The following is a 21397-nucleotide window of genomic DNA, read 5'->3' as shown; positions in this document are numbered from 1 at the left end:
ATAGCTGCGCCTTGCGCGCACAATCGGAGCCGAAAAGGAGCCGACCATGCATCATCTCCTCTGGCCCGCCTGCGCCCTCGCGCTGATGACCGCCGCCTGCGACAACGGCGGCACGGTGCGCATCACCACGACTTCGTCCGGCAAGGACGTCGCCGGAGTCCTGAAGGTGGTCGACGCCCTGCAATGCCCGCAAACCCAGGGGGTTCTGACCCGCAAGGGCTCGGCCCGCGCCGACGGCGCCACCTGCGTCTATAGCGGCCCACGCGGGTCCGAAGTCACCCTGCACCTGGTGGCCCTGAACGGCGGCTCGGTGCAGGACGCCCTGAAGGGCTTCGAGAACCGTCTGAGCGCCGACCTGCCGGAAGCCCTGGCCGAAGCCCGCGCCAGCGAGGATCGCGCCCGCGCCGAGGCCGCGCGCGCTGAAGCCGACGCCGCCAGGGCGGAAGCGGACGCCGAACGGGCGGGCGCGGAGGCCGAGCGCGCCGCCGCCCAGGCGGAAGCTGCTGCCGACGCAACTGCGGATTCGGCCCACATCAGCGCCCCCGGCGTGCGTATCGACGCCCAGGGCGACAAGGCGACGGTTCGCCTGCCCGGCATGCATATCGACGCCGACGGCGACCGCGCCAACATTCGGATAGGCGGAATCACGATCCGCGCCGACGACAAGAACAGCCAGGTCAATGTCCGCACCAACTCAGGCTCGAGCTCGGACGCCGACGCCGTGGCGATCGACGCCAATGACAGCGGCGCCCGCATTCGCACCAGTTCGCCGGGCGAGGCGGTCCGCGCCACCTTCATGATGACCGCCGATCAGTCGTCGAGCACCGGCTGGCGCGTGGTCGGCTATGAAGCGCGCGGCCCCTCGGGCGGCCCCATCGTCGTCGCCACCGTGCGCGGCAAGGATCGCAATGAAAACCGTGTGTTCGAGGCCGCCAAGGCCCTGGTGACGCTGAACGTCGGGGATTAACCCCCACGAATCGCAACGCCTGCCCTTGATCGGGCGTTCGGGATGCGTCACCTCACCTGCCCCATGCGCAGGACCCCGACCTTGGCTGAAGAACACGACGACCTGGCGCTCAAGCCCAAGCCCAGAACCCCCAAGCCCCCGCGCGCCTGGCAGAGGATGCTGTCAGGACGTCGCCTCGACCTGCTCGATCCCTCGCCGTTCGACATCGAGATCGAGGACATCGCCCACGGCCTGGCCCGCGTCGCGCGCTGGAACGGCCAGACCATCGGCGAGCACGCCTTCTCGGTCGCCCAGCATTCGCTGGTGGTCGAGGAAATCGCCGCCCACATCCGGCCGGGGCTGGAGCCGAAATGGCGCCTGGCCGCCCTGCTGCACGATGCCTCGGAATATGTGATCGGCGACATGATCTCGCCGTTCAAGTCGGCCCTGGGCGCCGGCTACAAGGACTTCGAGGCCCGGCTGGAAGCCGCCATCCACGTCCGCTTCCAACTGCCGCCCAAGACGCCCCAGACGATCAAGACCCTGATCAAGAAGGCCGACCGCGCCTGCGCCTTCTATGAGGCCACGCAGTTGGCCGGCTTCAACCGCCGCGAGTCGCTGCAGATCTTCGGCGCGCCGCCTCCTGGCTATGACCTGATCATCGACCCCCTGCCCGCCTCGGTGGCGCAGCAACGCTATCTGGACCGCTACCGCGTTCTGGCCGAAGCTGTCGGCATCCTGCCCGGCGCCGACGCCTGGCACACGGAATAGGGACTGAATGGCGCAAGGGGGCGAACAAGGCGTGCGGATCGGCCTGTCGGCCGTGGTCATCGCCCTGCGCGCCGGCCAGGCCGTGGTCCTGACCACCCATGCCGCCGATGGCGCCCCGGCGCTTCCCTTCGGCCCCTTCGACCCGGCGCGCGACCGCACCTTCGAGCTGGCCCTGCGTGCCTTCGTCACTGAACAGACAGGCTTTCCGCTCGGCTTTGTCGAACAGCTCTACACCTTCGGCGACGCGGGCCGCGCCTCACCGCGCGCCACGCCCGGCCCTGAGCGCGCCCGCGAGGTCTCGGTGGGCTATCTGGCCCTGACCGCCGAGGCGCCCGAGGCCCCCGGCCTGGACGCCGCCTGGACCCCCGCCTTCGACATCTTTCCGTGGGAGGACTGGCGCAACGGTCCGCCCGCCGTGATGGCGACGCTGGAGGCCGCCCTGCGCGCCTGGGCCGCCGACGACGCCCGCCGCCTGGGCCGGGCCGAGAGTCTGTTCGCCCTGACGCCGGATCGCCGCTGGAACGAGGAACGAGTGCTGGAACGCTATGAGTTGCTCTATGAGGCCGGCCTGGTCGCCGAGTCCGCCCGCGACCATGACCGGCCCGCCTCCACCGCCCTGCCCGACCTGCCCATGGCCTCGGACCACCGCCGCATCGTCGCCACGGCGCTCGGCCGTCTGCGCTCCAAGCTGAAGTATCGGCCGGTCCTGTTCGACCTGACGCCCGACACCTTCACCCTGTCCGCCTTGCAGGCCGCCGCCGAGGCCGTGGCCGGGCTTTCCCTGCACAAGCAGAACTTCCGTCGCGGCGTCGAACGCGCCGGCCTGGTCCAGGCCACGGGGGTGTTTGCCAGCGATACCGGGGGTCGTCCGGCAGAGCTTTTCCGCTTCGTCGGCGCCGATCCCCTGGGCGGTCCCGCCCCCGGCCTGACCCTGCCCGGACAGCGCTGAAACTTTTATCGAATTTCTTGCTCAGAATCGCTTGCGGCCCGCCGCGCCTTTGACTAGAGAAGCCCCTCGCTCGACCAAGCGAATATCGGCCCCGCGGAGAGGTGGCAGAGTGGTCGAATGTACCGCACTCGAAATGCGGCGTACGTGGAAGCGTACCGTGGGTTCGAATCCCACCCTCTCCGCCACCGGCCTTTCAGGCCGTTTCAGACCATCAGAACCGATAGTCAGGCCTTCGGGCCCATGCCGTCGTGGCGGCGCGGATGGCCTGTCGATCATGATCATGATCGCGTCATTCGCTCATGATTCCGATCACTCGAAACCAAAGATCAGTGACTTAGCTTCACGCCATAAAGGGCTTGTTGCGTAATCGATAATCATGCCCACTGATCCGTGAGCGTTCGCGACGGCGAGCGATGATGGTGAGCTTGGTTTTATGATCGCGCCCTTCCCTACCGATCAGGTCTTCATTGCCGGCCAGTGGCGCGCGCCGGCCGGCGGCGGCGTCCTGCCCGTTGAGAACCCCTCGACCGGCGAGCCCATGGGCGCGTTGGCGGCGGGCGGCGCCGAAGACATCGACGCGGCGGTTCAAGCCGCGCGCACGGCGCTGGACGGCCCCTGGAGCCGGATGACAGCGGCCGAGCGCGGCCGGGTGCTGGCGCGCATGGGCCGCGAGGTCGAGGCCCGCATCGACATGCTGGCCCAACTGGAGGCGCTGGATGTCGGCAAGCCGCTGAAGCAGGCGCGGGCCGACGTGGTCGCCCTGGCCCGTTATCTGGAGTTCTACGCCGGGGCGGCAGACAAGCTGCACGGCGAGACCATCCCCTTCCTCGACGGCTACACGGTCTACACCCTGCGCGAGCCGCACGGGGTGACGGGCCACATCATCCCTTGGAACTATCCGATGCAGATCATCGGCCGCTCGGTCGTTGCCGCTCTGTGCGTCGGCAACGCCGTGGTGCTGAAGCCCGCTGAACAGGCCTCGCTGACGGCCCTGGCCTTCGCCCATATCGCCGCCGACTGCGGCCTGCCCGCCGGCGCGCTAAACGTCGTGACCGGCACGGGGGCCGAGGCGGGCGCAGCGCTGGCGGCCCATCCGGGGATCAACCACCTGTCCTTCACCGGCTCGACCGGGGTGGGCGTGGCCATCCAGCAGGCGGCGGCGATCAACGCCGTGCCGGTGACGCTGGAACTGGGCGGAAAGTCGCCGCAACTGGTGTTCGACGACGCCGATCTGGACAAGGCCCTGCCCTTCCTGGTCAACGCCGGCGTCCAGAACGCGGGCCAGACCTGTTCCGCCGGATCGCGCATCCTTGTCCAGCGCGGCGTCTATAACGAGGTCGTAGCGCGGATGAGCGAACGCTATCGCGCGCTCAGGGTCGGCGCCGCCATCGACGACCGCGACGTGGGGCCGCTGATCTCGGCCAAGCAGAAGGCGATGGTGGACCGCTATCTGGACCTCGGCGCGCAGGCCGGCCTGATCGCGGCCCAGGGCGAGATCGTCGCCGACGCCCCCGCCGGCGGCCACTATGTGCGCCCCACCCTGTTCGCGGGCGTGGCCCCGGATCACGCCCTGGCGCAGGAAGAAATTTTCGGCCCCGCCGTGGTCGTCATCCCCTTCGACACCGAAGACGACGCGGTCGCCATCGCCAACGGCACCGACTACGGCCTGGTCGCCGGGGTCTGGACCAACGACGGCGGGAGGCAGATGCGGCTGGCGAAGCGGCTGCGGGCCGGACAGGTCTTCATCAACAACTATGGCGCGGCGGGCGGGGTTGAACTGCCCTTCGGCGGTGTCGGCAAATCGGGCCACGGTCGCGAGAAGGGGTTCGAAGCGCTCTACGCCTTCACCACCCTCAAGACCGTCGCGGCCCATCACGGATAGCGCACAGGGAGTAGCGTCTTGGGGGAGAACAGATCGAAGCGGCTGGAGGGCAAGCGAGCGATCGTCACGGGCGGGGCCTCCGGCTTCGGCGCCGGCATCGCGCGTCGCTTCGCCGAGGAAGGCGCCCGCGTCATCGTCGCCGACCTGAACGGCGACGCAGCCCGCGTCCTGGCCGCTGAACTGGGCGACGCGGAACTGGGCGTACAGGTCGATGTGTCCAGCGCCGCCGATGTCGCCGCACTGGCCGAGACCGCCAATCGCTTGCTGGGCGGGGTCGACATCGTGGTCAACAACGCCGGCGTCGGCCACACGCCCCAGCCGCTGGACGAGTTGTCGGACGAGATGTTCGACCGCATCGCCAACGTCAACATGCGCTCCATCTATCTGATGTCGAAGGCCTTCGTCCCGGCGATGAAGGCGCAAGGGTCCGGCGCCATTCTCAACATCGCCTCGACGGGCGGCGTCAGCCCCCGGCCCAACCTGACCTGGTACAACGCCTCCAAGGGCTGGGTCATCACGGCGACGCGGGCCATGGCGGTCGAACTGGCGCCCTTCCAGATCCGCGTGAACGCGCTGAACCCGGTGGCGGGCGACACCCCCCTGCTGAAGACCTTCATGGGCGCCGACACGCCCGAGGTGCGGGCCAAGTTCCTGGCCTCCATCCCCATCGGCCGCTTCTCGACGCCCGAGGACATGGGCGCCGCCGCCGCCTTCCTCTGTTCGGACGACGCCTCGATGATCACCGGCGTGGCCATGGAGGTGGACGGTGGCCGCTGCATCTGACCGCCCCTTCAAGCTGCTCGTCCTACCGGGCGACGGCATCGGGCCGGAGATCATCCGTGAGACCCTGCGCGTCGCCGACTGGTTTGCCCGGAACGCCGGGCTGCGAATTGAACTGAGCGAGGGACTGGCCGGAGGGGCCAGCATCGACGCCGTGGGCGCGCCGGTCGCCGAGGACGTGGTGGAGCAGGCGCTGGCCTCTGACGCCGTCCTGTTCGGCGCAGTCGGCGGACCCAAGTGGGACCACCTGCCCCGCGCCCAGCGGCCCGAGATGGGCATTCTGCGGCTGCGTCAGGCGCTGGACCTCTACGCCAACCTGCGCCCCGCCGTCTGTTTCGACGAACTGCTGGACGCCTCGGCGCTGAAGCCCGACCTGATCCGCGGCCTCGACATCCTGATCGTGCGTGAGGCCACGGCGGGGGTCTATTTCAGCCTGCCCCGCGCCAACGAAGTCAGCCCCGACGGCCAGCGCCGCGCCTATGACACCCAGGCCTACACCGAGGCCGAGATCGCCCGCGTCTGTCGCGTCGCCTTCGAGATCGCGCGCGGTCGTCAGGGCCGTGTCTGCTCGGTGGACAAGGCCAATGTCATGGAGACGGGCGCCCTGTGGCGCACCGTAGCCAGCGAGGTCGCCGCCGACTATCCCGACGTGGAACTCAGCCATATGTACGCCGACAACTGCGCCATGCAACTGGTCCGCCGCCCCGCCCAGTTCGACGTCATTGTCACCGACAACCTGTTCGGCGACATCCTGTCGGATGCGGCGGCCGCCCTGACCGGGTCGCTGGGCCTGCTGCCCTCGGCATCGCTGTCAGGGCTGGAAAACCCCGGCCGCAGCCGCGCCCTCTATGAGCCGATCCACGGCTCGGCGCCCGACATCGCGGGACAGGGCGTCGCCAATCCCATTGGCACCATCCTGTCCTTCGCCCTGTGCCTGCGCCACTCCTTCAACGCCCCGGAACAGGCCGACCTGCTGGAACGCGCGGTGCGCCGCGTCGTGGCCCAGGGCGTCCGCACCCCGGATATCGCCGAAGCCGGCGTCGCCCCCGTCTCCACCCTTCAGATGACCGAGGCGGTGCTGGCCGCGCTCGACCACCTGTCAGCGTCCCAGTGAGGTCCGACCGATGAGCGCCCCCACCTTGCAGACCGTCATGGAGCTAATCGACGGCCGCACCGACGACCTGGTCGCCCTGACCCAGGACCTGATCCGTTTTCCCACCGTCAATCCGCCGGGCGAGGCCTATCGCCCCTGCGCCGAATACATTGGCGAGCGGCTGAAGAAACGCGGCTTCACCGTTGAATATGTGCGCGGCGAGGGCTCGCCCGGCGACAGCGACAAATATCCCCGCACCAACGTCATCGCCCGCTGGACCGGCTCCGAACCGGGGCCTTGCGTCCACTTCAACAGCCATATCGACGTGGTCGAGGTCGGGGCCGGCTGGACCGTCGATCCCTTCGGCGGCGAGGTGAAGGACGGCAAGGTCTATGGCCGGGGCGCCTGCGACATGAAGGGGGGCCTGGCCGCCTCCATCATCGCCGTCGAGGCCTTGATCGATTCCGGCCTGCCCCTGCCCGGCGCGCTGGAGATTTCCGGCACGGTGGACGAGGAGTCGGGCGGTTATGGCGGCGTCGCCTATCTGGCCGAGCGCGGCTGGTTCTCGGAGCCCCGCGTCAACCACGTCATCATCCCCGAGCCGCTGAACGTGGACCGGGTCTGCATCGGCCACCGCGGCGTCTGGTGGGCCGAGATCGAGACCAAGGGCCGCATCGCCCACGGCTCCATGCCCTTCCTGGGCGACTCGGCCATCCGCCACATGGGCGCGGTGATGGAGGAGTTCGAGAGCAAGCTCTATCCCGCCATGGCCGCCCGCCATTCCGACATGCCGGTCGTGCCGGAAGGCGCCCGTCAGTCGACGATGAACATCAATTCCATCCACGGCGGCCAAGCCGAGGGCTTTGACGGCCTGCCCGCGCCCTGCGTCGCCGATTCCAGCCGCATGATCATCGACCGCCGCTTCCTGATCGAGGAGACGCTGGACGACGTGAAGGGCGAGGTGAAGGCCATCCTCGACGGCCTGGCGGCCCAGCGCCACGGCTTCCGCTATGAGATGCGCGACCTGTTCCAGGTGGCGCCCAGCATGGCCGACCGCGACGGCCCGGTCGCCAGCACCACCGCCGCCGCCATCGAGACTGTGCTGGGTAAGAAGGCCCAGTTCGTCTGTTCGCCCGGCACCTATGATCAGAAGCACATCGACCGCATCGGCAAGCTGAAGGACTGCATCGCCTATGGCCCCGGCGTGCTCGACCTGGCGCACCAGCCCGACGAATGGGTCGGCATCGACGACATGACCAACTCGGCCAAGGTCATGGCCCGCGCGGCCTATGACCTGCTGACCCGCAAGCGAGGATGAGTGAGATGGCGCGCGGAGACGGAGACGACGGCGACAACATCATCGGGCCGCGCCTGCGCGCCCTTCGCGACCGCCTCGGCCTGTCGCAGCGCGCTCTGGCGCGAAAGGCAGGCGTGCCGTCCAGCACCGTCAGCCTGGTCGAAAGCGGCCGCACCAGCCCCTCAGTCGGCTCGCTGAAGCGCCTGCTGGATGCGGCGGGGGTGTCGCTCGGCGAGTTCTTCAGCTCCGAGTTCGAGACCCCGACCAAGCACTTCTATCGCCACGACGAACTGACCGACATCTCGCGCGGCGAGGTCTCCTACCGCCAGCTCGGCTCGGGCCAGGACAGCAGCCTGCAGATCCTGCACGAGACCTATCAGCCTGGTTCGGACAGCGGGCGCGTGATGCTGTCCCACGAGGGCGAGGAAGGCGGATTGATCATTTCCGGTCGCCTGGAAGTCACCGTCGACGGCCAATCGCGAGTGCTCAAAGCGGGCGACGGCTATCTGTTTCCCAGCACCCTGCCGCACCGATTCCGCAATGTCGGCGACACCCCCTGCGTCGTCATCAGCGCCTGCACGCCGCCCACCTTCTGACGACCGCGTTGCGATTGATCGGAATACTGAGCAAGAAAAATATAAATCCTCGATTTGTCAGCGAATTGGCCCCCTCAAGAAACAGTCTTGCCGAGGATCTCATTTCGCCAGCTACTTCGTGCGTGACAAAGGGATGACACCGGGAAGCCGTCAGGCAAATAGCGACGCTTGCTGCGTTGCACAATTTTTGAGGCCGAGGATAGATGCAGGAAGGACGGAACCACTGTTCCGTTCGCAGCCGCAGCAAGACCGCTGAGAACGGTCCACGCGGCGTCATGGGAGGGATGAGACGATGAATCGTCTTTTGGTCAGCGTATCCGTTGGGGCGCTCGCAGCCCTGTGTTCCACCACCGCCATGGCCCAGCAGGCCCCGCCTGACCGCGCCACGACGATCGACGAAGTCATCGTCACGGCCCAGCGCCGCGAACAGGCGGCCCAGGACGTCGGTATCGCCCTCAGCGTCCTCAGCGGCGAAAGCCTGACGCAACAGGGCATCACCAACGTCAACCAGCTTCAGAACGCCACGCCCAATCTGGAGGTCGAACCTGCCTTCGGCGGCGGCGCGGCCCAGTTCCGCATGCGCGGCGTCGGCTTCCAGGACTACGCCTCCAACAACTCGCCCACCGTCGGCGTCTATGTGAACGAGGTCGCCTATCCGGTCCCGGTCATGACCCAGGGCCTGATCTTCGACATCGATCGCGTCGAGGTCCTGCGTGGTCCGCAGGGCACCCTCTACGGCCGCAACACCACCGGCGGGGCCATCAGCTTCGTCACCAAGCGCCCGACCGAGGAGTTGTCAGCCGGCCTGATGACCGAGTGGGGCAGCCACGACCTGTTCCGCGCCGAGGGCCACGTCTCCGGTCCGCTGGCGGGCGGACTGCGCGGCCGCCTGGCCGTCTCGACAGAACAGGGCGGCGCCTGGCAGCGCAACCGTACGACCGGCGAATCGCTCGGCGACGCCGACCGCACCGGCGCCCGCGCCCTGCTGGCCTGGGACCCCAGCGAAAGCCTGTCGCTGCTGCTGGACGTCCACGGCGGCATCGACAAGTCCGAAAACCAGGGCCTCTACCTGCTCAGCGACCTGCGCACGCGCGGCGGAACCGGCCCGCTCATCCCCGCCGACAAGGACCACTCCAAGACCGGCTGGGGCCTGTCCCCTCGCTTCGCCGCCTCGATCGGCCGTGACGTCAACGCCAAGCCAGGTCGGGACAACTCGTCCTGGGGCACGTCGCTGAACGCCAACCTGGCGCTCAAGGGCATGAACCTGACCAGCATCACCAGCTACGAGACCCTGGACCGCAGCGAATACGGCGACTGGGACTCCAGCGCCTCGGTTGAAGCCGACACCTTCTTCGGCAGCGACGTGGACGTGCTGTCTCAGGAACTGCGCCTGGCCTCGGACAATGACAGCGACCTGACCTGGGTCGCCGGCTTCTACTATTCCAAGCAGGACCTGAACGAGCGCTACTTCTCGGACTTCATCGACATCTACGGCACCTACGCTCAGGTCACCTACGACCAGACGGTCGAGTCATGGAGCCTGTTCGGGCAGGCGGAATACGCCTTCACCGACAAGCTGAAGGCCATACTGGGTCTGCGCTACGAGGAAGAAACCCGCGAGCTCCAGGGCTTCGGCTCGGCCTTCGGCGGCGCCACCGCCCTGCCGCCGACCACGGTCGACACCAAGATGACCCCCCTGACCGGCAAGGCGGCGCTGGAGTTCAAACCGACCGACAACCTGCTGATCTACGGCTCGGCCAGCCGGGGCGCCAAGTCGGGCGGCTTCACCACCTACAACACCGGCAACCGCAGCGGCATCGAACCCTTCAACCCGGAAATCCTCTGGGCCTACGAAGTGGGCTTCAAGGCCGATCCGTCGCGCGCCTTCCAGCTCAACGGCGCGGCCTATTACTACGACTATACCGACCAGCAGGTGCTGTCGGCGGTCTGGGGGGCCAACGGCCCGGTTGGACGCTTTACCAATGTGCCGTCGTCCCACATCTGGGGCGCTGAGCTGGAGGCGGTGCTGAAGCCGATCCAGGGCCTGCGCATCAGTCAATCGCTCAGCTACAAGAAGGGCGAATATGACGAGTACGAAGCCCTCGACGTCCCCGCGTCGCGCGCCGCCAACATGGCCATCTATGACGACAAGGCGGGCGACCCCATCCTCTTCCCCGCTTGGAGCTACGCCGGTTCGATCAGCTATGATTGGACCGTCAGCGGCTTCGCCGTCACTGCCGAGACCAACTACTCCTATCGCGACGAATACCCGTCGTGGCTGGGGCCCAAGTATGACGTCGAGGCCTACTGGCTGGCCAACGCCAGCGTGACCGTGGGACCAGAGACGGCCAACTGGTCCGTCACCTTCTGGGCGCGCAACCTGTTCGATCAGGAATACGACCTGACGCGCAACTTCTTCACCAGCGCCGACATCGCTCAGCCGGGTCGGCCCCGCACCATCGGCGCGCGTCTCAGCCTGCAGTATTGAGCGCCGCCGCCGGGCTGGAAGGTGTCCGTACGCCTTCCAGCCCGCCCCTGATCAGGGCGCCCACTTTCCTGATCGACACGCCTCCTATTGACGCAAAATCAGCAGGTTAGGCCGAACCAATAACAGTCTTTCCTTCCTCGACCGTTCAAGGACTACTGGTCGCCTCGAAAGGATGCATGCATGACCGCACGGGCCGCCAACGACCTTGATCCCTTCTGGATGCCGTTCACCGCGAACCGCAGCTTCAAGGCCCAACCGCGCCTGTTGGCCTCGGCCAAGGACATGCACTACTTCACCCCCGACGGTCGCCCGATCCTGGACGGCACGGCCGGCCTGTGGTGCGTCAACGCCGGCCACGCGCGCAAACCCATCGTCGAGGCCATTCAGCGTCAGGCCGAGGTGCTCGACTACGCCCCGACCTTCCAACTGGGCCATCCCCTGGTGTTCGAGTTGGCGGCCCGGCTGGGGATGCTCTTCCCCGCCGACATCGACCATGTCTTCTTCGCCGGTTCAGGCTCCGAGGGGGTCGATACGGCCCTCAAGATCGCCCTGGCCTATCAGCAGGCCAAGGGTCATCCCGAACGCACCCGCCTGATCGGCCGGCAGAAGGGCTATCACGGCGTCGGCTTCGGCGGCATTTCCGTGGGCGGGCTTGAGAACAACCGGCGCGGCTTCCCCACCCTGCCCGGTGTCGATCACCTGTCGCACACCCTGAACCTGGATGAAGCCGCCTTCTCGCGCGGCCAGCCGACCTGGGGCGGGCATCTGGCCGACGAACTGGAAGTCCTGATCGCTGAGCATGGCGCCGAAACCATCGCCGCCGTCATCGTCGAGCCCCTGTCGGGCTCGGCGGGCGTCATCGTGCCGCCGGTCGGCTATCTGGAGCGCCTGCGCGAGATCACCCGCCAGCACGGCATCCTGCTGATCTTCGACGAGGTCATCACCGGCTTCGGCCGCGTCGGCGGCGCGACCGCGTCTGAAACCCTGGGCGTCATCCCCGATCTCCTGGTCTGCGCCAAGGGTCTGACCAACGGCGCCGTGCCGATGGGCGCAGTCGGGGTGCGCAGCGAGATCTACGACGCCGTGGTCAATCAGGCCGCCGCACCCGGCATCGAATTCTTCCACGGTTATACCTATTCCGGCCACCCCCTGGCCGCCGCCGCCGGGCTGGCGACGCTGGATGTCTATGAGACCGAAGGCCTGTTCCAGCGCGCCAGCGACATGGCCCCCTATTGGGAGGACTCCGTGCACGGTCTGAAGGGCCTGCCGAACGTCATCGACATCCGCAACCTGGGCATGGTCGCCGCGGTCGAACTGGCGCCCCGCCCTGATGCGCCGGGCGCGCGGGCCACAGCGGTCTTCCACGCCGCCTTCGACGAAGGGATTTTGGTTCGAGTAACCGGAGATGTCATCGCGCTGTCGCCTCCTTTGATTATCAGCCGCGCGCAGATCGATAAGTTGATCGATCATCTATCACAGATCATTCGCCGCACGCCTTAAAACAAGACGTACCGACGAGGGGGAACCAATGAAAAAGTTACTGCTAAGTGCTTCCATCAGCGTTCTGACGATTGCAGCATCTTCTGTCGCAAACGCTCAATCGACTTCAAATAACAACAATCATCAAGCCACGACGATTGGTGAGATCATCGTCACCGCTCAACGTCGCGAGCAGGCCAGCCAGGATGTCGGTGTTTCGCTCAGCGTCATCGGCGGCGAACAACTGGACGAAAAAGGCATCTCGGTCGTCAACGACCTGGAGAACGCCGTCCCCAATATGGAGGTCGACAGCCAGTTCGGCGGCGGCCAGCCCCAGTTCCGCATTCGCGGCATCGGCGCGCGTGAATACTCCTCGAACAACGCCTCGACCGTCGGCATCTATGTCGATGAAGTGGCCCACCCCTATACGGTGACCACCCAAGGCGCCCTGTTCGACATCGCCCGCATGGAAGTCCTGCGCGGACCGCAGGGCACCCTCTATGGCCGCAACACCACCGGCGGCGCCGTCAATATCATCACCAACGCCCCGACCGCCGACTTCCAGGCCGGCTTCAACGCCGAATATGGCAGCTACGACCGCTACAAGGTCGAGGGCTATGTCTCGGGTCAGATCGCGCCCAACCTGCTGGGCCGTCTGGCCGCCGTCACCGAACAGGGCGGCGCCTGGCAGTATCACCGCGACACCGGCGAGAAGCTGGGCGACCTCAACAAGACCGCCGTGCGCGGCCGTCTGACCTGGGACGCCAGCGAAGACCTGACCGTCGATCTGGCCGCCACCTATTCGGTCGACAAGTCGGACGGACGCGGCTTCCGCCTGCTTGGCCCCTACACCGTCTCGGGCGGCGCCGTGACCTATCCCAAGGACACCGCCTGGCGCATCACCGGCTGGGGCATCTCGCCTGCCATGGCCGCTGTGGCCGGGGTCGGCCTGAACGCCAAGCCGTTCCGCGACAACGACGGCTTCGACGTCAGCGCCCGCATCAAGGCCAACCTGGGCTGGGCTGATCTGACCTCGATCACCGCCTATCAGACCTTCTCGCGCAGCGAGTTCAACGACTGGGACAGCACGCGCTTCAACGAGTCGAACGTCTTCTTCTACAATGACATTGACGTCTTTGCTCAGGAACTGCGTCTGAGCTCCAACGGCGACGGTCCGCTCAGTTGGATGGTCGGCGCCCACTATGCTGACGAGAGCATCGACGGCGGCTTCTATACAAACTTCCGGGGCAACGCGAACCTGATCAACACCGGCTATGGCCAGTCGGTGTCGGCCTTCGGCATCTTCACCCACAACTCCTATCAGGTGAATGAGCGGCTGAACCTGATCGCCGGCCTACGCTGGGAAACGGAAGAGCGGACCCTGGACAGCGGCGGCACCTTCGTCGCCCCCAATCCGCCCCCGCCGACCACCAGCTACGACACCGACCTGAACGAGGTCTCGGGTCGCCTGGGTCTGGAATACAAGCTGACCGACGACGCCCTCTTCTACGCCAGCGTGGCGCGCGGGGTGAAGTCGGGCGGTTTCACCACCTACAACGCCACCTCGGCGACCCCGTTCAAGCCGGAAATCGTCATCGCCTATGAGGCCGGGATCAAGTCGGACCTGTTCGACCGCCGCCTGCGTCTGAACGGCGCCCTCTTCTACTACGACTACAAGGACCAGCAGGTTCAGGGCCTGGAATACGACCGCCTGACCGGCCGCCTGGGCAAGATCACCAATGTGCCCAAGTCGCACATCTACGGCGGCGAGATCGAGCTGACCTGGGCGCCGCTGGACGGCCTGACCATAAGCCAGAACATCGGCTACAAGACCGGCGAGTATGATGAATACAACGCCATCGACGGCGCCAAGACCGACGCCGCCAACCCGCCGGACGGCCCCTGGGACATCATCATCACCAACGACCGCTCCGGCGAACGCCTGTCCTTCCCCAAGATGAACTACGGCGGTTCGGTCGCCTATGACTGGGAAATGGCCGGGTGGGAGCTGCGCGCCGAGACCAACTACAACTATCGCGACGAGCTGTATTCGGTCAGTTCCTCTTCGATCATCGACGCCTACTGGCTGTGGAACGCCAACTTCAGCGTCGCCCCGACTGGCGCCAACTGGCGTGTCGGTCTGTGGGGCCGCAACCTCTTCAACACCTACTACGAAGAGACCCGCAACGGTTTCAACGGCTCGGCTCGTCCGACCACCTCGCCCAGCCAGGGCCGCACCTACGGCGTGCGCCTGTCGATGGACTTCTAACCCTCTTCCCCGAAGGGGCGGGTCGGCTTCGGTCGGCTCGCCCCCGCTTTTTCCCGTTTCTCGCGGACCGTCTGTTTCATGAGTTTCCCGTCCTCCCGCCTTGATCGCCGCGCCCTGCTGACGGGCCTGGTCGTCGCGCCTGCGGTGCTCAGCTTCGGTCGGGCCCAGGCAGGCGGCGCCTATCTGTTCCCGCTCGGCGTCGCCAGCGGCGATCCGGCTCCCGACGGCTTCGTTATCTGGACCCGTCTGGCGGCCGATCCCCTGGCCGCCGACGGCATGGGCGGCCTGTCCGCGCCCGTCCCCGTTCACTGGGAGGTCGCTGCGGACGATCAGTTCCGCCGCATCGCCGCCTCGGGCCAGGTCCTCGCCAGCGCCGACGCCGCCCACAGCGTGCACGTCGAGGTCGCGGGCCTGCGTGCCGACCGCCCCTACTGGTATCGCTTCACCGCCCAGGGCCAGCAGAGCCCGGCCGGTCGCGCCCGCACCACGCCCGCCGCCGGCGCGCATCTGGACAAGCTGCGGCTGGCCGTCGCCTCCTGCTCCCACTGGGAGCGCGGCTATTTCAGCGCCTATGGCCACATGGCCGATGAGGCCCCCGACCTGACCCTGTTCCTGGGCGACTACATCTATGAATACAGCCTGGGGCCGGACCGCGCCGATCAGGTGGTGCGCCCCTACAACCTTGAGGAAGCCACGACCCTGGCGGGCTATCGCAACCGCTACGCCCTGCACCGCACCGACGCCAATCTGCAGCGCCTGCACGCCGCCGCCCCCTGCCTCGCCGTCTGGGACGACCACGAGGTTCAGGACGACTATTCCGGCGTCTGGTCAAAGGTCTCCGGCGTCTCGCCGCGCGACTTCCTGCAACGCCGCGCCGCCGCCTATCAGGCCTTCTTCGAGGCCATGCCGATCCGCCGTACACAGCTGTCGGCGGCCATGCAGATGCCCATCTATCGCCGCGTCCGCTATGGCCAGCTGGCCGAGTTCTTCATGCTGGACGGGCGACAGTATCGCTCGAAACAGCCGTGCAGCGACGGCGCCAACGGCGGCAAGGGCCAGATCGTCGCCGACGCGACCTGCACCGACCGCCTCGACCCGTCGCGCACCTTCCTCGGCTTCGAGCAGGAGCGCTGGCTCTACGACAACCTGGCCCAGTCAAAGGCCCGCTGGAACATCCTGGGTCAGAACCTGGTGATGGCGGGCCTGCGCCTCGGCGGCGCCGACGGCTCCGAGCCGCGCTACTGGACCGACACCTGGGACGGCTTCCCCGCCGCCCGCGACCGTCTGACCGGCGCCCTGGCCGCCATCAAGCCGCAGAACCCGGTCGTCCTCAGCGGCGACTACCATTCCTTCTGGACCAATGACGTCAAGGCCGACAGCCGCGATCCCGGCTCGCCGACCCTGGCGACCGAGTTCGTCGGCACCTCCATCACCTCGACCGGCCCGACCTATGACGGCCTGATGGCCACCATGCCGAACAACCCCCAGGTCAAATTCTTCGACAGTCGCGTGCGCGGCTATATGGCCATAGACGTCGAGCGTGACCGTATGAGCACCCGCTATCGCGCCATATCCGACGTGCGCGATCCGAACGCTTCGATCTCGACGCTCAGGTCCTGGGTGGTCGAGGCTGGCAAGCCCGGCGCCGTCGAAGCATGATTTTCAGGAGTTCCCCCATGCAGCCCAAGCCCTTCGTTCGGATCAGCGCCGCCGCCTTCGCCGCCGCCCTCGTCCTCGGCGGCTGCGCCGGTCAGGTCGAGGCGCCGCAAGCCGTCGCGGCCATTCCGGCCGCTGGCCCGGTGACCTTCTGGACCGGCTTCCGCGACCATCCGCACGGCTATCTGACCGCCGAGAACACGCCCAACGCCGCCAACTTCCTGCCGCCGCCGCCCGCCGAGGGCTCGCTGCGCGAACAGGCCGACATCGCCGCCTATCGCCAGATGCGCGCCCTGGAAGGGACCGAACGCTGGGACATCGCCCGCGCCGACAACGAGATCGAGACGCCCGGCGCGCCGCGCGCCTTCGACTGCGCCCTGGGCTTCAAGTTCGAGCCCGAGAAGATGCCGACCCTGACCCTGCTGATGGGCAAGATGCTGGGCGATCTGGAAATGATCCAGACCCCGGCCAAGAAGGGCTACTTCCGCAAGCGGCCCTTCGTAGTCGAATCCCTGCCGACCTGCATCGCGCCGGAAAGCTGGCTGGGGGCCAGCGGCTCCTATCCGTCCGGCCACTCGGCCCTCGGCTGGGCATGGTCGCTGGTGCTGGCCGAGCTGGCGCCCGACCGCGCCGATCAGATCCTGCGTCGCGGCCTGGCCTACGGCGAAAGCCGCGCGGTCTGCGGCGTCCACTACGCCAGCGACGTCGAGGCCGGTCGCATCGTCGGCGCGACCATCGTCACGCGGCTGAAGGCCGATCCTGCCTTCCAGGCCGACTTCGCCAAGGCCAAGGTCGAGTTCGAGGCCGCCCGCGCCGCCGTGACCGAGGCCACAGCCGCCTGTCCCGCCTCGCTGGCCCGCCAGCCCTGGTGAGCTGCCCATATTGAGTGATGCGATCGAAAACGAATGACGTAGGCTGACGAAGATCAGCGGTCGAAACGGGGAGGCAAGACGGCGTGAACAAGGGCGTAGCGAGAGGCGCAAGGACTTGGCTGCAGCGGTCGCTGCTGGCGACGGCGCTGCTTGTCGTCCTGACGATGTTCGCGCCCCTGGGTTCGCACAGCGCCCAGGCTGCCCCCCGCGACCGTCTGGTGCTGGGCCTGCCGCTTGAGCCCCCCAACCTCGACCCGACCTCGGGCGCCGCGGCGGCGGTGGATGAAGTCGTCTATGGCAACGTCTTCGAGGGCCTTACCAAACTGACCCAGAACGGCGCCGTCGCCCCGGCACTGGCCGAGTCGTGGGAGGCCGCGCCCGACGGCCTCAGTTGGACCTTCCATCTGCGGCGCGGCGTCACCTTCTCGGACGGTTCGCCCTTCGACGCCTCGGTGGCCAAGTTCTCGCTGGACCGCATCACCGCCGAGGGCTCGACCAACGCGCAAAAGGCCCTGTTCGCGCCGACCCGATCCGTCGAGGTCGTCGATCCGGCGACCCTGCGCATCCGCCTGTCGCGCCCCATGGCGACCCTTTCCTATGTCCTGGCCTGGGGCGACGCGGTCATGGTCTCGCCCAAGAGCGCTGCGACCAACGCCGTTAACCCGGTCGGCACCGGCCCGTTCACGCTGCAAGCCTGGCAACGCGGCAGCCAGCTGACCCTGGTGCGCCGCGACGGCTACTGGGGCGCCGCGCCGCGTCTGAACACCGTCGTCTTCCGCTTCATCAGCGACCCGACCGCCGCCTTCGCCGCCGTCAGCGCCGGCGACGTGGACGCCTTCCCCAACTATCCGGCGCCCGAGAACGTGGCCCAGTTCCAGCGCGACCCGCGCTTCCGCGTCGTCGTCGGCGCGTCGGAGGGCAAGGTCATTCTGGGCATCAACAACACCAAGGCGCCGTTCAACGACGTGCGGGTACGCCGCGCCCTGTCCTACGCCATCGACCGCGACGCCCTGATCCAGGGGGCCATGTTCGGCTTCGGCCAGCCGATCGGCAGCCACTATTCGCGTCAGGCGCCGGGCTATGTCGACCTGACCGGCCTCTATCCCCACGATCCCGCCAAGGCGCGGCGACTGCTGGCCGAGGCGGGCTATCCGAACGGCATCGACGTAACGCTGCGCCTGCCGCCTCGCCCCTACGCCCGGCGCAGCGGCGAAGTGCTGATCTCGCAACTGGCCCAGGCGGGCATCCGCGCGAAGATCGAGAATCTGGAGTGGGCCCAGTGGCTGGACCAGGTATTCAAGCGCCGCCAGTTCGACCTGACCATCGTCGAGCACGTCGAGCCGATGGACTACGACATCTACGGCCGCAAGGACTACTACTTCGGCTACGACAGCCCGGCCTTCGACGCCCTGCTGGCCCAGGTGAACGCCGCCCCGGACGAGCCGACGCGCCTGCGTCTGCTGGGCGACCTGCAACGCCGCATCGCCGATGACGCGGTCAACGGCTTCCTGTTCCAGTCCTCGCGCATCGGCGTGTGGAAGGCCGACGTGAACGGCCTGTGGATCAACGGTCCCATCGCCGCCAACGACGTCACCGGGGCCGGATGGACCGGCGCGGGCGCGGCTGAGACCGCCAGCGCCGAACGCGCGAGCGGCGGCCTGCCCTGGGGCTGGATCAGCCTGATCGCAGGCGTCGCCCTGCTGGCCTTCGTCGCCTGGCGCTTCGGCGCAGCCTGGCTGCTGAAGAAGCTGGGCGGCCACGCCCTGACCCTGCTGGCGGCCACCGTGGTCATCTTCCTGCTGCTGCAGGTCGTGCCGGGCGATCCGGCCAGCTACATGATGGGGCTGAACGCCAGCCCCGAAAGCATCGCCGCCCTGCGCCAGCAGATGGGCCTCGAAGGCTCGGGCCTGGAGCGCTACTTCGCCTGGCTCGGCGACCTGCTGACCGGAAAGTTCGGGACCAGCTACACCTATCAGGTGCCGGTCGGCGGCCTGATCGCGGAACGTCTGGCGGTGTCGGCGCCCCTGGCCCTGATGGCCACCGTCCTGTCGCTGACCGTCGCCCTGCCCATTGGCGTCATGGCCGCCAGCCGACGCGGCACGGCCATCGACACCGGCCTGATCGGCGTCACGCAAGTCGGCGTCGCCCTGCCCAACTTCTGGATCGCCATGCTGCTGATCCTGCTGTTCTCGGTGAACCTCGGCTGGTTCTCGGCGGGCGGCTTCCCCGGCTGGGGCCAGGGCTTCTGGCCCGCCTTCAAGGCCCTGATCCTGCCCGCCGTGGCGTTGGCCGCGCCGCAGGCCGCCATCCTCGCCCGCGTCCTGCGCACCGCCCTGCTCGACACAATGAACGAGGACTATGTTCGCACCGCCCGCGCCAAGGGGCTGTCGGTCAATCAGGCCCTGTGGCGTCACGCCCTGAGGAACGCCTGGATTCCGGTCCTGACCATCCTCGGCCTGCAGTTCCCCTTCCTGCTGGCGGGCGGCATCATCATCGAGAACGTCTTCTCCCTGCCCGGCCTCGGCCGACTGGTGTTCCAGGCCATCACCCAGCGCGACCTGATCGTGGTGCAGAGCGTGGTGGTGGTTCTGGTCTTCGCCGTAGTTCTGGTCAGCTTCCTGATCGACCTCGCCTATCTGTTCGCCGATCCGCGCCTGAGGGGACGCCGCGCATGACCGACGCCCCCGCCATCCCCGTCGCCAAGGCCCGCGTGCGTTGGCCCCTGTCTCTGATCGTCGGCGCCGTGCTGACCGCCGTGGTCCTGGCGACCGCCCTGATCGCCTTCATCTGGACGCCCTATGACGTCGAGGCGGTGGACATCGCCGCCAAGCTGACCGCCCCCAACGCCGCCCACCCGTTCGGCACGGACCATTTCGGTCGCGACGTCCTGTCGATGATCATGGTCGGGGCGCAGAACTCGCTGGCCGTGGCTCTGGTGGCGGTCGGCATCGGCGCGGGGATCGGCGTGCCTCTGGGGCTGACAGCGGCGGCGCGCGGCGGCTGGGTTGATGAGCTGGTCATGCGCGGCAACGACCTGATCTTCGCCTTCCCGGCCCTGCTGCTGGCGGTGATGATCACCGCCGTCTTCGGCCCCGGCGCGATCAACGCCATCATCGCCATCGGCCTGTTCAACATCCCCGTCTTCACCCGCGTCGCGCGCGGCGCGGCCCTGGGTCTATGGACCCGCGAGTACGTTCTGGCGGCGCGCACGGCGGGCAAGTCCAAGGCCCTGATCTCGCTCCAGCACATCCTACCCAATCTGATGAGCCTGCTGGTCGTGCAGGCGGCGATCCAGTTCGCCGTCGGCATCGTCGCCGAGGCGGGCCTCTCCTACGTCGGACTGGGCGCCCAGCCGCCCGCGCCCAGCTGGGGCCGGATGCTGGCCGAGGCCCAGACCATGATCGGCTTCGCGCCGTGGCTGGCCATCATGCCCGGTCTCGCCATCTTCGTGACCGTCCTGGGCCTCAGCCTGACGGGCGACGGCCTGCGCGACCTGTTCGACCCGCGCGTGCGGCGGGAGCGTTGACCATGAGCGTCCTCGACATCCGCGACCTCAGCCTGTCGATCGGTTCGACGCCGATCCTGAAAAACGTCAACCTGTCCGTCGGCCCCGGCGAGATCCTCGGCCTGGTCGGCGAAAGCGGCTCGGGCAAGTCGATGACGGCGCTGGCCGTTCTGGGCCTGACGCCGCCGCGCGCGACGATGACCGGCGAGATCCGCCTGAACGGCCAGATCATCTCCAACGCCCCCGACGCCGCCCTGCAAAAGGTGCGCGGGCGCGATGTCGGCATCATCTTCCAGGAGCCGATGACGGCCCTGAACCCCGTCATGACCATCGGCGATCAGGTCGCTGAAACAGTCCGCCTGCACAAGGGCGCCTCGCGCAAGGAGGCCCTCGCCGTCGCCCGTTCCGTGCTGGACCGCGTCGGCCTGCCCGCCGAACGCTTCCCGCTCAGCCGCTATCCGCACGAACTGTCGGGCGGCCAGCGACAGCGCGTCGCCATCGCCATCGCCATCGCCCTGACGCCGAAACTGCTGATCGCGGACGAGGCGACGACGGCGCTGGACGTCACCACCCAGGCCCAGGTTCTGGACCTGCTGAAGCGGCTGGTGCGCGAGGACGGCATGGGCCTGATCCTCATCACCCACGACCTGGCCGTGGTGGCCGAAACCGCCGACCGCGTGGCCGTGATGAAGGACGGCGAACTGGTCGAAGAAGCCCCCGTCGCGCGCATCCGCACCGGCATGACGCACCCCTATTCCCAACGCCTGCTGGCCAACGCCACCCACGCCCCCACCCGCCGCAGCCGCCCCCAGGC

16 protein-coding genes and 1 tRNA gene are annotated in these 21397 nt (G+C 67.8%); all 17 read left to right on the top strand.

Annotated features, from left to right (window positions below; translation table 11 throughout):
* The first annotated feature begins 46 nt into the window (after nt 1-46).
* Nucleotides 47-967, top strand: coding sequence for a methyltransferase type 11 (locus CQ039_RS15130; RefSeq protein ID WP_105564474.1), 921 nt, complete (start codon nt 47-49; stop codon nt 965-967).
* Between the two features lie 156 nt (nt 968-1123).
* Entirely contained in the window at nt 1124-1717 is a 594-nt protein-coding gene (locus CQ039_RS15125) for a YfbR-like 5'-deoxynucleotidase (RefSeq protein ID WP_105564487.1), read from the top strand.
* 7 nt (nt 1718-1724) lie between these two features.
* On the top strand, nt 1725-2666 hold the full coding sequence (locus CQ039_RS15120; protein ID WP_105564475.1) for an NAD regulator: 942 nt from the start codon (nt 1725-1727) through the stop codon (nt 2664-2666).
* 95 nt (nt 2667-2761) lie between these two features.
* Nucleotides 2762-2851: transfer RNA gene (locus CQ039_RS15115), tRNA-Ser, on the top strand.
* 248 nt (nt 2852-3099) lie between these two features.
* A complete protein-coding gene (locus tag CQ039_RS15110; protein ID WP_105564476.1) occupies nt 3100-4548 on the top strand; it encodes an aldehyde dehydrogenase family protein in 1449 nt (482 codons plus the stop codon).
* An 18-nt stretch (nt 4549-4566) separates the two neighbouring features.
* Nucleotides 4567-5331, top strand: a complete 765-nt coding sequence (locus CQ039_RS15105; protein ID WP_105564477.1) for a glucose 1-dehydrogenase — start codon at nt 4567-4569, stop codon at nt 5329-5331.
* On the top strand, nt 5315-6442 hold the full coding sequence (gene leuB / locus CQ039_RS15100; RefSeq protein WP_105564478.1) for a 3-isopropylmalate dehydrogenase: 1128 nt from the start codon (nt 5315-5317) through the stop codon (nt 6440-6442). The genes CQ039_RS15105 and leuB overlap by 17 nt, the downstream gene beginning before the upstream one ends.
* Before the next feature lie 10 nt (nt 6443-6452).
* A complete protein-coding gene (locus CQ039_RS15095) occupies nt 6453-7739 on the top strand; it encodes an acetylornithine deacetylase/succinyl-diaminopimelate desuccinylase family protein (protein ID WP_105564479.1) in 1287 nt (428 codons plus the stop codon).
* A 5-nt stretch (nt 7740-7744) separates the two neighbouring features.
* The gene (locus tag CQ039_RS15090; protein WP_105564480.1) at nt 7745-8314 is read left to right on the top strand and encodes a cupin domain-containing protein; all 570 of its coding nucleotides are present in this window, start codon (nt 7745-7747) and stop codon (nt 8312-8314) included.
* A gap of 292 nt (nt 8315-8606) precedes the next feature.
* On the top strand, nt 8607-10802 hold the full coding sequence (locus CQ039_RS15085; RefSeq protein ID WP_105564481.1) for a TonB-dependent receptor: 2196 nt from the start codon (nt 8607-8609) through the stop codon (nt 10800-10802).
* A gap of 180 nt (nt 10803-10982) precedes the next feature.
* Complete coding sequence (locus CQ039_RS15080) at nt 10983-12302, top strand: aspartate aminotransferase family protein (protein ID WP_105564482.1); 1320 nt, start codon at nt 10983-10985, stop codon at nt 12300-12302.
* A gap of 28 nt (nt 12303-12330) precedes the next feature.
* A complete protein-coding gene (locus CQ039_RS15075) occupies nt 12331-14550 on the top strand; it encodes a TonB-dependent receptor (RefSeq protein WP_105564483.1) in 2220 nt (739 codons plus the stop codon).
* A 78-nt stretch (nt 14551-14628) separates the two neighbouring features.
* Nucleotides 14629-16209 carry an alkaline phosphatase gene (locus tag CQ039_RS15070; protein ID WP_105564484.1) on the top strand — a complete coding sequence of 527 codons (1581 nt, stop codon included), beginning with the start codon at nt 14629-14631 and terminating at the stop codon, nt 16207-16209.
* 17 nt (nt 16210-16226) lie between these two features.
* Nucleotides 16227-17078, top strand: coding sequence for a phosphatase PAP2 family protein (locus tag CQ039_RS15065; protein ID WP_105564485.1), 852 nt, complete (start codon nt 16227-16229; stop codon nt 17076-17078).
* An 83-nt stretch (nt 17079-17161) separates the two neighbouring features.
* Entirely contained in the window at nt 17162-19753 is a 2592-nt protein-coding gene (locus CQ039_RS15060) for an ABC transporter substrate-binding protein (RefSeq protein WP_233190305.1), read from the top strand.
* Complete coding sequence (locus tag CQ039_RS15055) at nt 19750-20604, top strand: ABC transporter permease (protein ID WP_105564486.1); 855 nt, start codon at nt 19750-19752, stop codon at nt 20602-20604. Before CQ039_RS15060 ends, CQ039_RS15055 begins: the two co-directional genes overlap by 4 nt.
* A gap of 2 nt (nt 20605-20606) precedes the next feature.
* Nucleotides 20607-21397: ABC transporter ATP-binding protein (locus CQ039_RS15050; RefSeq protein WP_146113546.1), on the top strand; the 791-nt coding region annotated here is incomplete at its 3' end.

The organism is Brevundimonas sp. MYb52 (assembly GCF_002979535.1).
GTDB lineage: Bacteria > Pseudomonadota > Alphaproteobacteria > Caulobacterales > Caulobacteraceae > Brevundimonas.
Note: the sequence above shows the minus strand (reverse complement) of the source record. Positions and strands in the feature narration are given on the sequence as shown.